Origin of the sequence: Bradyrhizobium sp. CIR48 (genome assembly GCF_014198315.1) — a bacterium.
GTDB lineage: Bacteria > Pseudomonadota > Alphaproteobacteria > Rhizobiales > Xanthobacteraceae > Bradyrhizobium.
In genome coordinates, this window is sequence record NZ_JACIHG010000003.1 from 737,680 (window position 1) to 750,872 (window position 13,193).

The following is a 13,193-nucleotide window of genomic DNA, read 5'->3' on the forward strand; positions in this document are numbered from 1 at the left end:
GCCGGCCACTTCGTCCGCACCGCGATTTCACGCCCCAACGAGCGCCTTCGCGGTCGGCAGCAGCGTCTGCTGCACCACCAGACCCCGGGCGCGGGCGTCCATGACGCCGACCGCACGCAGCGCCAGCAGCGTCACGGTCTGCACCGCATCGCGCATCTTGACGGGATCATCGAGATTGTCAGGCGCGAGCGGCCCGACAAGGGCCTCATGCAGCGCGCCGAGCAAGGCGGTGGCAGCGAGTGCGGTGTCCTGCGCCGGCAGGTGACCGGCACGCACGGCGGCGTCGATCCGGGTGGCAATCTCGCCGGCAATCTCCCGCCGGCTGGCAAGGCGGGAGGCGCTGACATCGACATCGACGGGTTCGGCCAGAATGCCCCAAGCCAGCCGCCGCTGCGACAGGGTATGGACCGCCACGGTGGTGACGGCGGCCGCCAGCGCCGAGGACGGCCCCGGCGCGGCATCGGCCGCCCGGCGGATCGCCGCGAGCTCATCGCGGGAGACCTCGGCAATGAGCTCGGAGATCAGCTCGGCCTTGGAGGGGAAGTAGCGGTAGACCGTGCCGGCTGCGACATTGGCCCGGACTGCGACCGGCGCGATCTGCACCGCCGCCATCCCGCCTTCCGCTGCAGTCTCCCGTGCCGCCGTCAAGATCGCACTGCGCCGCGCCGCAAGGCGCTTCACCACTTGATGCGTCCGCCGATAAACCATGGCGCGCTTCCTGTCCCACACGCCTGCCGCACGCCCTGCGGCTAAACGCTTCGTCACGCAAAAGATGCAAATCGCCCCGCAAGGACTGAACAACTATTCAGGCGGGATGACAAGATGCAAATGCGTGGGAGCGCCACCGGAGAGGCCGCGCCGCAAACGCGCACCATGCTCGACACGGACTCCCGGACCGCCTGGCAGCTTTTCCACCTCAACTGGTTTCCGATTCTCGGGATGGCCACCCTGCTGGCGCTCGGCCTCCCCTCGACCGGACTGAGTCTCGAGCCGGTCGCCTACGGTGTGACCCTGGCGATCGCCGCGGCGCTACTCGTGGGCCGCCTATGGCCACCGGCTCGTCAAAGGCGAGCTTGCCGGCTGTTCTCTCTGTCCGGCATCGTCTCGTTTCCGAGCTTTCACGCGGCGTCGGCTGTGCTCTATATGTGGGCGCTGTAGCCGGTGCGTGGCATCGGCGGCATCGTGGCCGTGCTCAGTCTGTTGATGATCGCGGCGACGCCGGTGATCGGTGCGCATTTTATCACCGACGTCGCTGCCGGCGCCGCGCTCGCCGCAGTCTCGATCTGGGCCGCGAAATTCTATCTCGACCGGAGTTACGGCGTGTGGGTCCGCAGCGCCGGCTTCGTTAGGGCCCTTGCCGGCCTCGCCCAAAAGAAAAGAGCCCCGTCAGCGACGAGGCTCTCAGAAATTCGCAGTTCGTCCGGTCTTACTTGAGGCCGGTCGAGATCGCGGTGAACTTGGTGTTCAGCGTGGTGCCGAGATTGTTCACGACGGTGATGATCGCCAGCGCGATGCCGGCAGCGATCAGGCCGTATTCAATGGCGGTGGCGCCGGATTCATCCTTGAGGAAACGCGCAACGAGGTTCTTCATAGAGTGCTCCAAATGAGTACACGAGGCTACAACTGATCTGGTCTTTTCGGCTTCCCAGCGCCGCCCGACCATGGAACCGAACGTAGAGGCAAAGAATTGCGCCGCAGTTAATTCGACTGCGTAAACACCGAGCGGTTCGTGTGTATTCGCCGATGGTAAATTGAAATCTAAAACAATCTGTTAAATTTGTCGGGACCTGAAACCGGCGTGGCCTGCCGGTTTACCCGAAGTTATGACCGCCCGTGGTCCAATGCCGCCCGCTCGGACTGGCGCGCGATGAGATAAATCGTTCATCGCGCTTCAGGTGATTGCTCGAGCATGATCTTCTCGGAAACCGCACCTCTTTGCGCCAACGCGGCCCGCCGGGTCCGGATCATGCCCGACCGACAAGAACAACAGGACGACGAGGCGGCATGTCCCTTTCCTTTGCGAACAGCATCGCGGCGCAGAGCCGCGCGAGGGCCCTGGTGCCGCTGTGTGTCGGTGCCGGCGTCTATCTGTTCTTCCTCTATCTCGGCGACACCCGGCTGCAGGACTCCGACTCGTTCTGGCAGGTCAAGATCGGGCAATGGATCCTCGATCACCGCGCCATGCCCACCACCGACTTCTATTCGTTCACACGGACGGGCGCGCCATGGATCTCGACGTCGTGGCTGTCGCAGGTGCTGTTCGCCTATTCCCATGCGCAATGGGACTGGGCAGGTCCCGTCATCCTCACCGCGGTCGCTGTCGCGGTCACGGTCGCGATCTTCGTCTATCTGCTCGATGCTCAGATCGAGGCACCACGCGCAGTGCTGTTCGCGATGCTGGCGCTGCTGCTGTCGGCCCATCACGTGCTGGCGCGGCCGCATATCCTGGCGCTGCCCGTCATGGTGGCGTGGGTCGGCCTGCTGATGGCAGCTGCCGACCGCAAGAGCGCGCCGTCCTGGTATTGGCTGCCGCTGATGGCGCTCTGGGCGAATTTGCATGGCGGCTTCGTGCTGGGCCTCGTGCTGATCGGCCCGATCGCGCTCGAGGCTGTCGAGCACGCCGAGAAGGGACGACGGCTCCAGCTGTTCATGCGCTGGGTGTTGTTCGGAATCGGCGCTCTGATCGCGAGCTGCTGCACGCCGTATGGCTGGCGGACGCTGCTGGGCGCGACCAATATTCTCGGCCTCGGCGAACTGCTGTCGCTGATCTTCGAATGGATGCCCGCGAACTTCTCCACGTTCACCCCATTCGAAGGCGCCCTGCTCGGCCTGATCGCATTCGGCTATTATCGCGGCCTGGTACTGTCGGCGCCCCGGATCTTCCTGATCCTGTTCCTGACCTGGAGCGCGCTGACCCATGTCAGGAGCATCGAGGCATTTGCGTTCGTCGTGCCGCTGGTGCTGGCAAAGCCGCTCGGCGAGATGTTCCCGCGCCCGGCGCCTGACGCCGCCGGTGCCGGGCGCTGGCCCGCCCGCTATGTCACCGCGCTTGGCGCGCTGATGATCGTGGTGGCGAGCTGGACCTCGACGTCGCTCTACATGGCGCACCACCGCTTCACCTTCACGACGACGCACACGCCGGTTGCGGCCGTCGACGTGCTCGAGCAACGCAAGATGCAGCGCATCTTCAATGCTTATCAGTTCGGCGGCTATCTGATCTCGCGCGATATTCCGGTCTTCGTTGACGGCCGTGCCGAGCTCTATGGCGAGAAATTCGTCATGGACTTCTTCAAGGCGACGGAGGGCAAGAAGCCCGAGCTGCTGCCGCGCCTGCTCGACGAGTACAAGATCGACGCGACGCTGCTGGTTGCCGATGCGCCGGGCCCGCAGATCCTCGACCAGCTCAAGGGCTGGAAGCGGATCTATGCGGACGACATCGCGGTGATCCATGTGCGAGACCATGCGGACAGCGCGACCGCGACGCCTTCGAAGTGAGAACCTCCTTGAGGGCGCGTACTCGTAACCGTGAGATGTCCCTCCAAAGACGACGTGGACGCGACCTGGCACACCACGCTCAAACCCCGGCGATCCCGCGACATGTCTTCTTTTGACAGGCCGACTTTGACAATCCCGGCTCGGCTCGGCTCGGAGCGGTCCCTTGCGATCGCCGTTCTTGCGGTGCTGGCGGCGGTCTCCTTTCTTCCGGTGCTGCTGACCCCCATTCCTGCGATGGTGGATTATCCCAATCACCTCGCCCGCATGTACATTCTGAGCCGGAACGGCACCCCCGACGCCAATCCGTATTACGAGGTGGCCTGGGCCTTCTATCCCAACCTTGGAATGGATCTGCTGGTGCCGCAGCTGGCGCGGCTGATGAGCGTCGAGCACGCCACACGGCTGTTTCTGCTGCTGAGCCAATTGCTGATCGTCGGGGGCGCGCTGCTGCTCGAATGGGCCCGAAAGGGACGGGTTCATCTTGCCGGCTTCGCTGCGCTCGCTTTCCTCTACTGTCTGCCGTTCAGCTGGGGCTTCGTGAATTTCGAGTTTGGCCTCGGCCTCGCCCTCTGGGGCATCGCAATCTACCTGATGCTGGCCGAAGCCCCATGGCCGCTGCGTTTCGTCGCCAACGTGCTGTTCGTCGCTGCGCTGTATGCGGCGCATTTCTTCTCCCTCGGTATCTACGGCGCGACGCTTGGCCTCTACGAGCTCTCGCGCATCCGTCAGCAGCGAGCGTCCTACCGGGTTGTGGCCGCGCGACTCGTCGCGCTGGCCCTGCCGGCGCTCGTGTTGTTTGGGATCATGCAAATGACTGCGGGCTCGATCGGAAGCGAGGGGACGAGCTGGTTCCTCGGATTCAAGCCGATCTGGCCGCTGCGCATCATGAACGGCTACAATCTGACGGTTGCAGCAGCGACCGGCCTGACGCTGATGATCTCATTGCTGTTCGCCGCACGACGCGGCGTCCTCAAGCTCGAGCCGGCCGGCCTCTGGCTCGCGATCGGCTTTGCACTGCTCTACCTGGTCATTCCCTCGAAGCTGTTCGGAACCTCGTTCGTCGACCTTCGCGTGATTCCCGCTGCAGCTCTGATCCTGCCGGCCTTCTGCTCGCTGTCGCTTCCCAGCCGGACCTGGAGAACGGCTGCGCTCGCCGCGATCAGCAGCATCATACTGATCAATCTCGCGGTCGTTTTCGCGGTGTGGCTGCCTTACCGCGCCGACTATGCGGCGATCATCGCCTCGTTCCAGAAGATCGAGCGCGGCTCACGCGTTCTCGTTGGCAGCACGGGCGACAATGGTGATCCGCCCTTCGCCGACCTCACCTCGTATCCGATGTACTATGCGCCGACGCTGGCCGTGCATTATGCCAACGCGTTCGTGCCCAACCTCTTCACGGAAGCGGGCAAGCAGCCGGTGCGGCCACGCGAGGCCGTGCGCCGCCTTGCCATTCCCTACGGAGGACCGGTGCCGTCGGAGCTGCTTGCGGCGATCGCAACGAGACAGCCGCCGGAGGACGTTCCGCCGTTCATCCGCACCTGGTACCGGGACTACGACTATCTCTATGTGCTCGGACCGCCGGCCGCGAACCCGCTGCCGGATCTGCTGGAGGTGTTGGACACCTCGGGACGATTTGTTCTCTACAAGATCCGCCGCAGGTCCTAGACCGATGCCGCGGCTGCACCGCATGGTTAATCGGGCATCGCCATTCCGTTCGCCTCCGCCCTCAATCGCCCGAGGGCCCTAGATCCTTAACAGTTGCGGCAAGGCGACCTTAACCACCGCCGAACTAGACTCCCGCCCCTGCAACCCAGCCGGATTCTCTCGCATGGCGGCCAATTCCAGATCGATCCGCTACAGCCTCGTCATCCCCGTGTTCAACGAGGAAGCCGTGCTGCCAGTCCTGCTGCGCCGGCTCGACCTGGTCTTGTCCCGGCTCGACGGTCCGGCCGAAGCAATCTTCGTCGATGACGGCAGCAGCGATTCCAGCTCGATCGTGCTCCAGGCGCTCGCCAAGCGCGATCCGCGCTTTCGCTATATCGGCCTGTCGCGAAATTTCGGCCATCAGGTCGCCATCACCGCCGGCATGGACGCCGCGGAAGGTGACGCGATCATCGTGATGGATGCCGATTTGCAGGATCCGCCCGAAGTGATCGAGCAATTGATCGCAAAATGGCAGGAAGGCAACGACGTCGTCCACGCCCGCCGCCTGTCGCGCGAAGGCGAAAGCCGGTTCAAGCGTGCGACCGCGCATCTGTTCTACCGGCTTCTCGGCAGGATGTCCTCGGTCGGCATCCCCGCCGATGTCGGCGACTTCCGCCTGATCGATCGCAAGGTGCTCGACGCACTCAGGCAGATGCCGGAGCAGGATCGATTTGTACGCGGCATGATCGCCTGGCTCGGTTTCCGGCAGGCCGAGGTCGCCTTCCACCGCCTCGAGCGCGCTGCGGGCGAAACCAAATACCCGCTGTTCAAGATGGTGCGGCTCGCGGTGAACGCCGCGCTCGGCTTTTCCGATCTGCCCCTGCGGCTTGCGATCTGGTGCGGCTTGACGGTTTCGGGACTGGCCCTGCTCTACGGCGGCTGGGTGATCCTGCTGTGGCTCAGCAAGGACAGCCATCTCGTCACCGGCTGGTCGTCGACGATCGTCGTCGTGTCCCTGCTGTGCGGAATCAACATGCTGATGACCGGCATCGTGGGGCTCTATGTCGGCCGCATCCATGCCGAGGTGAAACGCCGCCCGCTCTATGTGGTGCAGACGCGCGCCGGCTTCGATCGCAACGAGGCGGCGGCAGCACCTGCCATCCACGCCGTCAACGAGTGACCCGGCGCATGAGCGAGCTCTTCGACGGCTATCACGCCAACTACCGTGACGTTGTCCAATCCTCGATCGACTTCTCCGGCTTGCCGCATGATTTCTTCATGCGCGCGAAGGCCGATCTGCTGCGCAATCTGATCGCGCAGCGGCTGAACACCGAGAGGCCCGACATGCTGGACGTCGGCTGCGGCGTGGGCAGCCTTCATCCCCTGCTGCACGGCATGGTCGGCCGCTTGAGCGGTATCGACGTTTCGTCGGCCAGCCTGGCGCAGGCACGCGCGGCCAATAGCGGGGTCGACTACCGCGAGTTTGACGGCCGCAGTTTTCCCTTCGAGGACGCCAGCTTCGATCTCGTGACGGCCATCTGCGTGATGCACCATATCGTGCCGGCCGAATGGACGCATTTCATCACCGAGATGCGGCGGGTGGTGCGCCCCGGGGGGCTCGTCTGCGTGATCGAGCACAATCCCTACAACCCGCTGACACGTCTTGCCGTTGCGCGCTGTGAGTTCGACCGGGACGCCGTCCTGCTCAGTGCCGGCAAAACCCGAAAGCTGATGGCTGCGGGCGGCTTGCGCGAGATCGGCGCCCGCCATTTCCTGCTGCTCCCCTGGGACACCAAACCGGCGCGTCGCCTCGAAGATGCCCTGAGCGGCGTGTCGCTCGGCGGCCAATACGCGGCCTTCGGGACCGTCTGACTTTATCTTTGCGGCGTATCCCGCCGCTTGTGCACGACCGCCACGTCGTCGCTGTAGACGCGTTGCCACTGCGGCAGCCGGTCGAGCATCGCGACCGCCGGTGTCCGCGGCGCGAGCAGCGTCGCGCCGATGTCGTATTCGTCGAGCAGCTTGAGAAAATCTGCGAGGTCGACCAGCGCCAGGGCACGATTGTAGCGGTCGATGAACGGCCCGCCATACAGTTCGCCGCGACCATCGATAAAGGTGGGAATGCCGGCAAAGATCAAATAGCCGCCGAAGGAATAGTCGTTGAGCACGCGCCCCGCCTTGGCGAGGTCGGCTTGAGCGATGGCAGCCTGAGGGGTGATGACGGGAGCCGGCCGTATGTCGCGCGCCAGCGCCGCCCCGCTCATCGCGATCAGAACACCGAACGCGGCCAGATTCAGGCCGCGCGACGCGCCCTCCGCATCGTCCGTGATCCGCCCGCCGAACTTCCTCCCCAAGGGAGCCGCCAGATAGAGCGGCGCCAGCATGGCCAGCAGATCCGCGTTGCGGACCTGCGCCAGTGCGAAATGGAGCAGGCCGATCACCACCAGGGCCCGCACGACCGGCAGCGTCACGCCGCGCGCGAGCGCAAAGATGCCGGCCAGCAGCAGCAACTCGAAGCCACCGACATGGCTGAAATCCTGCGGCCGCCATTCCCCGATCCAGGCGAGCGCAGAGCCGAGGCCGAGCGTCGTCAGCGGCATCAGCAGCGGCTCCGGCCCGTGCGGCGTCAGACAGGAAGCTGCGAGGGCAAGGGCCGAGAAGGGCAGCCATCGCAGCAGCACGCGCGGCCATTCGCTTCGCTCCTCACGCAGCAGCGCCTCGAGCACCGCCGGACCGATCAGCCCGAGCGCGAGCACGACGCTGCCATGCAGATTGGTCCACAGCACCAGCAGCGGCAGCGCCCAGTATGGCGGAGGCCCGCCGCGATCCATGCAGCGCACCAGGGCAGCCGCCCAGATCACCATCACCGGCAGCACGAGCACATGTGGCCGCGCCAGCATATGCGGCGCGAGCAGGATGACGGCCGCGATCACCATGAGCAGGGTCAGCGCCGGCGAGAGCTCGCGCAGCAGGAAGAAGGTGAACAGGCCAAAGGCGAGCGCTATGGCCGCTGCTGCGACGACGACGACGCCGGGCCAGCCGGACAATGCGTAGGCTCCGGCGTAGACGATTTCCGAGAGCCATTCGAACGTGATCCAGGGCGCGCCATGCTTCGAAAACGAAAAGGGATCGCTCTCCGGCAGGATGCCATGCGCGATGATCCAACGCCCGACCTCGATATGAGAATAGCTGTCGGGATCACCGAGCAGCCACGGCCCAACGATCAGCAGCAGGGCATAGACACCGAGGCCCACTGCCCAAGGGAGCGCTGAACGTGCCGAAAACGGTTGAACCGCGCTGTGGACGACCTGGTCAGTCATGGCGGGCCAAAATAGGCCGCAAGCGTTAAGTTCTTCTTTAGTGATTCCCGCGTTTGCCCCGGAAGCCGCGCGCCTCGCTCGCGCCGGGGACGCTCTGCATCCACGAACCGCCGGCCAACAAAAAACGCGGCGTTTCCGCCGCGTTTTGCAATCTCATCTGTCGCTCGCGATTACGCCTGCGGCTGCGGCTCCAGGCCGGGATCCGCATCGGGCCGCGGGCGCGGCGACTTGCCGGCCGGGGGCACCGCCGAGGCGCGCGGCGTGCTCGGCTCGAGCACGGACTCGCGGTTCGGCTTCTTGCCCTTGAGCAGATCGACGATCTCGTCGCCGCTCAGCGTCTCGAACTCGAGCAGGCCCTTGGCGAGAGCTTCGAGATCGGCGCGCTTCTCGGTGAGAATACGCGTCGCTTCGTTGTAGCCCTCTTCCACGAAACGCCGGATCTCGGTGTCGATCTTCTGGACCGTCGCCTCCGATGCGTTCTGGGTGCGCGACACCGACATGCCCAGGAAAACCTCGTCCTGGTTTTCGCCATAGGACACGGTGCCGAGCGCCTCGGACAGGCCCCAGCGCGTCACCATCATACGGGCCAGGCGTGTCGCCTGCTCGATGTCGGAGGACGCACCCGAGGTCACCTTCTCGCGGCCGAAGATCAGCTCTTCGGCGACACGGCCGCCCATCATGATCGCGAGCCGCGAGGTCATCTGCTCCAGAGACATCGACAGCTTGTCGCGCTCGGGGAGCTGCATGACCATGCCGAGCGCACGGCCGCGCGGAATGATGGTCGCCTTGTGGATCGGGTCGGTCGCGACGACGTTGAGGCCGACGATGGCGTGGCCGCCCTCGTGATAGGCCGTCAGCAACTTCTCTTCCTCGGTCATGACGAGCGACTTGCGCTCGGCGCCCATCATCACCTTGTCCTTGGCCTCTTCGAACTCGGCCTGCGTCACCATCCGCTTGTTGCGGCGGGCGGCGGTCAAAGCGGCTTCGTTGACGAGGTTCATCAGGTCGGCGCCGGAGAAGCCCGGGGTGCCGCGCGCGATGGTCTTGAGGTTGATATCGGGGGCCAGCGGCACCTTGCGAACGTGAACCTTGAGGATCTGCTCGCGGCCGACGACATCCGGATTGGGCACCACGACCTGGCGGTCGAAGCGGCCGGGACGCAGCAGCGCGGGATCGAGCACGTCGGGACGGTTGGTCGCGGCGATCAGGATCACGCCCTCGTTGGCCTCGAAGCCGTCCATCTCGACCAGCAGCTGGTTCAGCGTCTGCTCGCGCTCATCATTGCCGCCGCCAAGACCGGCGCCACGGTGACGACCGACCGCGTCGATTTCGTCGATGAAGATGATGCAGGGCGCGTTCTTCTTGGCCTGCTCGAACATGTCGCGGACGCGGCTCGCGCCGACGCCGACGAACATCTCGACGAAGTCAGAACCGGAGATGGTGAAGAACGGCACGTTGGCTTCGCCCGCGACCGCACGCGCGATCAGCGTCTTACCGGTGCCGGGAGGGCCGACCAGCAGCACGCCGCGCGGAATGCGGCCGCCGAGGCGCTGGAATTTGCCGGGGTCGCGGAGGAATTCGACGATTTCCTGAAGGTCCTGCTTGGCCTCGTCGACGCCGGCGACGTCCTCGAAGGTGACGCGGCCATGCGCTTCGGTCAGCATCTTGGCGCGCGACTTGCCAAAGCCCATCGCCTTGCCGGCGCCGCCCTGCATCTGCCGCGACAGGAAGATCCACACGCCGATCAGGGCGATGAACGGCAGCCAGGAGACCAGCAGCGAGACGAACCACGGCACGTTGTCGCCCGGCGGCTTCGCGGTGATCTGGACCTTGCTGTCATAGAGACGCTTCACCAGCGTCGGGTCGCTGGGCGCATAGGTCTGGAAGCTGGAGCCGTTGGTGAAGGTGCCGTGAATGTCCGGCCCCTGGATCACGACGTCGCGCACATTGCCGCGGTCAACCTCGCTCAGGAGCTGCGAGAAGGCGATGTCCTGCGAGGAGGCCCGCTGACCTGGATTCTGGAAGAGCGTGAACAACGCCAAAAGCAGCAAGACAATGATGACCCAGAGGGCGAAATTGCGCAGATTGGCGTTCATCGATCTTCCTTCGTGGTCGCGCGGATCGCGGCCTCATCCTTGGGCTCTACGAGGAAATCCCCAAGGAATCCTCATCGTTAGACGCATACAATTTAGGTGCCGCCCCGGTCGCTGCCAAGGGAACGAGATGGGACTATTTATCCCATCTTAGAGCGATTCCCGCTGAAATAATGGCGACCTGACCGGGGTTTTTCCTGCCTGGTTAAGGTGTCCTGACGGCGCGGGGCCGAATTGGCCGGTGTCATGATCCGCCCACGCCCACGCCTATCCGCCCTTGCGACGCCGGGCCGGCGCCGGTGCGATGTGGATACGCCCGCCGGCAAGGCTGATCAAGGCTCCCGCAAGGGTCTGCCTCATGGCCGGACGGCCATTTGCGCCTGCGCGAGGGCTTGCGGCGATGGCTTGGTCGAGCACGGCCAGGAGAGATTCAATCTTGCCGAGTTCCGCCGGGCCTTCATGCCCGAGCGCGTTGATGGCCCGCAGCAGGAGCCGCAGCCGGACCTCCTCCGGCAGGCCGGCAAAGGTGGCGGCCTCGAAGCTTCGAACGCCAGCCTGCGGCGCATCGCCGCGATCCCGCAAACGGAGGAAGCGCTCGGCGCCGTCGGCCAGCACCTCGACCGCCGCATTGGCCCGCGCCAGCCGGGCCGCGAGCCGCACCAGCGTGCGGGCATCGCCACCCTCGGCCGCAAGCAGCGGCAGCAGCGCGCGCAGCCGCGGCCGGGTGAAGGCGGTGTCGCGGTTGGTGGGATCATCGGCAAAGCCGATCCTGGCCCGCCTCAAGGTCGCGATCAGCTGCGCCTTCGGGACCTCGAGCAGCGGACGCGCCAGCACGATCCCGTCGCGCTCGCTGAGGGAGGCCATTGCCGACAGCCCGGCAAGTCCGCTGCCGCGCAACAGGCGCATCAAGAGGGTCTCGGCCTGGTCGTCGCGGGTGTGAGCGGTCAGCACATGGCTCGCGCCGACGGCACGCGCGGCCTGCGCGAGCAGGCGGTAGCGCGCCTCGCGCGCCGCCGCCGGCAGTCCGGTCTTCGGCTTTGCGCCGCGCCAGCGCAGGGTCCGGTGCGGCAATCCGAGCTCAGTGGCGAGCCGCTTGACCTCGCGCGCCTCACGCGCCGCCTCTCGCCGCAGGCCGTGATCGATCGTGACGACGGTGAGACGCGGGCCGCGCGCAAGGCTGCGCTGCCAGCGCGCCGCAAGCCACATCAGCGCGACCGAGTCCGGCCCGCCCGACACGGCGAGCACCAGCGCCGGCGCGCGCTTCAGGCCGGCGAAGAGCCGCCTCGCCTCGCGTGCCGAGATCGGAGAATTGTCATCGTCTGACATGACGCGGGCCCTGACTGCCGCAGGCGGATGGTTACGATGTCTAGCGCAGCACCATCCGCATTGTCAGGACCCCGACGTCAGCACTTCACCCGTTTCTGCTCGCGGTCGACCGCGGCTTTGACGCCGGCGGAGGCGCGCGGATATTTGCGGCCGACCTCGCCGAAGGCGGCGCAGGCGGCCTCCTTCTCCTTCAGCGCGGCGAGCGACTGGCCGAGCCGCAGCAGCGCATCCGGAGCCTTGGCCGATTTTTCATATTTGGTGGTGACGGCGAGGAAGGCTTCCGCGGAGTCCCGATATTGCTGGCGCTGGAAGTAGCTCTCGCCGAGCCAGTATTGCGCGTCCCCGAGCAGCGGGTCGCTCGGATATTTCTGCGTGAAGTTCTTCATGGTCTGCTCGGCGAGCGCGTAGTCCTTGCGCTGCATGTAGCCGATGCCGAGGTCGAACTCGTCGCGCGGCGTCGCCGAGGGCGGCAGGGTGGTCAGGCCGGCGCCGCCAGCCGGCGGCGGATAGCCGGATTGGGCCGGCGGATAGCCGGGCTGCGCGGCCGGGGGAGCGGCCTGCTGCTGATAACGGGGGCCGGTGTTGGCGAGATCGAGCGGCTCGCCGGCGCCGCGGCCGCCTGGTGCTCCCGACGGCATCGGCTGCGGGCCGCCGCCGAGCGCGCGCGGCGCACCGGGCGCGTTCGGGTTCTGGCTCGGATCGAAGGCATCGCCGCGGCGACGCGTACCAGGAGCGCCGGGCGCCGGCTGCTCCTGAATGATCGGCGCCGGAGCGGCGCTCTGCGGTTGCTCGTAATTCGGCTGCACGGCCTGCTGCTGCGGCTGCTGGCGATAGCCGGGCGCGACCTGACCTGGTCCGACCTGGGCGGGCGGCATCGCCGCGACGTTGGGCGCCTGTCCGGGCGCGCCCTGGGCGCCGCCCTCGAGCGCCCGCAGCCGCTCTTCGAGCTGGCGGTTGCGGTATTGCAGCTCTTCGTTCTGGCCGGTGAGCTGGCGCAGCTGGTTCTCCAGCCGCTCGATCCGCATCTCGGGATCATCATCGGTCTGGGCGAAGGCGGGCGTGCACAAGGGGAGCAGCGCGGCGATGGCCACGGCGCCTGTAAAGACCTTAAATCTGGATGACATCTTGCCCTGACGACGAAAGCGAAATGGCCTGCGACGGAACATGCGACGCGCCACACATTGAAGGGGAGTACGCCAAAAATGTGTCTGGCACCACGGGGATTCTGTCACGGATTGCTGAAACGAAACCGGCGCCCCAGAGGGCGCCGGCATAATCGGTCTTGGAAGATGAACGGCGCCTGACTGAGTGTCAG

General features: G+C 65.8%; 12 protein-coding genes. 6 read left to right on the forward strand and 6 right to left on the reverse strand.

All coding sequences use genetic code 11. From position 1 onward, the window contains the following. Nucleotides 1-27: 27 nt before the first annotated feature. Nucleotides 28-708, reverse strand: coding sequence for a TetR/AcrR family transcriptional regulator (locus GGD66_RS13440; protein WP_183258016.1), 681 nt, complete (start codon nucleotides 706-708; stop codon nucleotides 28-30). 114 nt (nucleotides 709-822) lie between these two features. On the opposite strand from GGD66_RS13440, the gene GGD66_RS13445 reads away from it, so the two are divergent. Further along, nucleotides 823-1,158, forward strand: a complete 336-nt coding sequence (locus tag GGD66_RS13445) for a hypothetical protein (protein ID WP_246788862.1) — start codon at nucleotides 823-825, stop codon at nucleotides 1,156-1,158. Nucleotides 1,159-1,161: 3 nt separating this feature from the next. Beyond that, nucleotides 1,162-1,434 carry a hypothetical protein gene (locus GGD66_RS41450; protein ID WP_244550638.1) on the forward strand — a complete coding sequence of 91 codons (273 nt, stop codon included), beginning with the start codon at nucleotides 1,162-1,164 and terminating at the stop codon, nucleotides 1,432-1,434. Here the strand turns inward: GGD66_RS41450 and GGD66_RS13450 are convergent. Then, nucleotides 1,427-1,591, reverse strand: a complete 165-nt coding sequence (locus GGD66_RS13450) for a Flp family type IVb pilin (protein ID WP_018317786.1) — start codon at nucleotides 1,589-1,591, stop codon at nucleotides 1,427-1,429. The two genes, GGD66_RS41450 and GGD66_RS13450, sit on opposite strands and share 8 nt — an antisense overlap. A gap of 413 nt (nucleotides 1,592-2,004) precedes the next feature. Between GGD66_RS13450 and GGD66_RS13455 the strand changes: the two genes are divergently transcribed. From GGD66_RS13455 to GGD66_RS13470, 4 genes are all read left to right on the forward strand, one after another. Beyond that, the gene (locus GGD66_RS13455; RefSeq protein WP_183258017.1) at nucleotides 2,005-3,495 is read left to right on the forward strand and encodes a hypothetical protein; all 1,491 of its coding nucleotides are present in this window, start codon (nucleotides 2,005-2,007) and stop codon (nucleotides 3,493-3,495) included. A gap of 102 nt (nucleotides 3,496-3,597) precedes the next feature. Beyond that, entirely contained in the window at nucleotides 3,598-5,160 is a 1,563-nt protein-coding gene (locus GGD66_RS13460) for a hypothetical protein (protein ID WP_183258018.1), read from the forward strand. 163 nt (nucleotides 5,161-5,323) lie between these two features. Then, a complete protein-coding gene (locus GGD66_RS13465; protein ID WP_091956434.1) occupies nucleotides 5,324-6,319 on the forward strand; it encodes a glycosyltransferase family 2 protein in 996 nt (331 codons plus the stop codon). 8 nt (nucleotides 6,320-6,327) lie between these two features. Continuing rightward, the gene (locus tag GGD66_RS13470; RefSeq protein ID WP_210321551.1) at nucleotides 6,328-7,011 is read left to right on the forward strand and encodes a class I SAM-dependent methyltransferase; all 684 of its coding nucleotides are present in this window, start codon (nucleotides 6,328-6,330) and stop codon (nucleotides 7,009-7,011) included. Nucleotides 7,012-7,013: 2 nt separating this feature from the next. Here GGD66_RS13470 and GGD66_RS13475 read toward each other — a convergent pair whose 3' ends face one another. From GGD66_RS13475 to ybgF, 4 genes are all read right to left on the reverse strand, one after another. Next, nucleotides 7,014-8,459: a hypothetical protein gene (locus tag GGD66_RS13475; protein ID WP_183258019.1), complete on the reverse strand. Its 1,446-nt coding sequence runs from the start codon at nucleotides 8,457-8,459 to the stop codon at nucleotides 7,014-7,016. Between the two features lie 170 nt (nucleotides 8,460-8,629). Next, nucleotides 8,630-10,555 carry an ATP-dependent zinc metalloprotease FtsH gene (gene ftsH, locus GGD66_RS13480; protein ID WP_018317780.1) on the reverse strand — a complete coding sequence of 642 codons (1,926 nt, stop codon included), beginning with the start codon at nucleotides 10,553-10,555 and terminating at the stop codon, nucleotides 8,630-8,632. Between the two features lie 264 nt (nucleotides 10,556-10,819). Beyond that, nucleotides 10,820-11,878, reverse strand: a complete 1,059-nt coding sequence (gene tilS, locus GGD66_RS13485; RefSeq protein WP_183258020.1) for a tRNA lysidine(34) synthetase TilS — start codon at nucleotides 11,876-11,878, stop codon at nucleotides 10,820-10,822. Between the two features lie 77 nt (nucleotides 11,879-11,955). Beyond that, nucleotides 11,956-13,002 carry a tol-pal system protein YbgF gene (ybgF, locus tag GGD66_RS13490; protein WP_183258021.1) on the reverse strand — a complete coding sequence of 349 codons (1,047 nt, stop codon included), beginning with the start codon at nucleotides 13,000-13,002 and terminating at the stop codon, nucleotides 11,956-11,958. Between the last annotated feature and the right edge of the window lie 191 nt (nucleotides 13,003-13,193).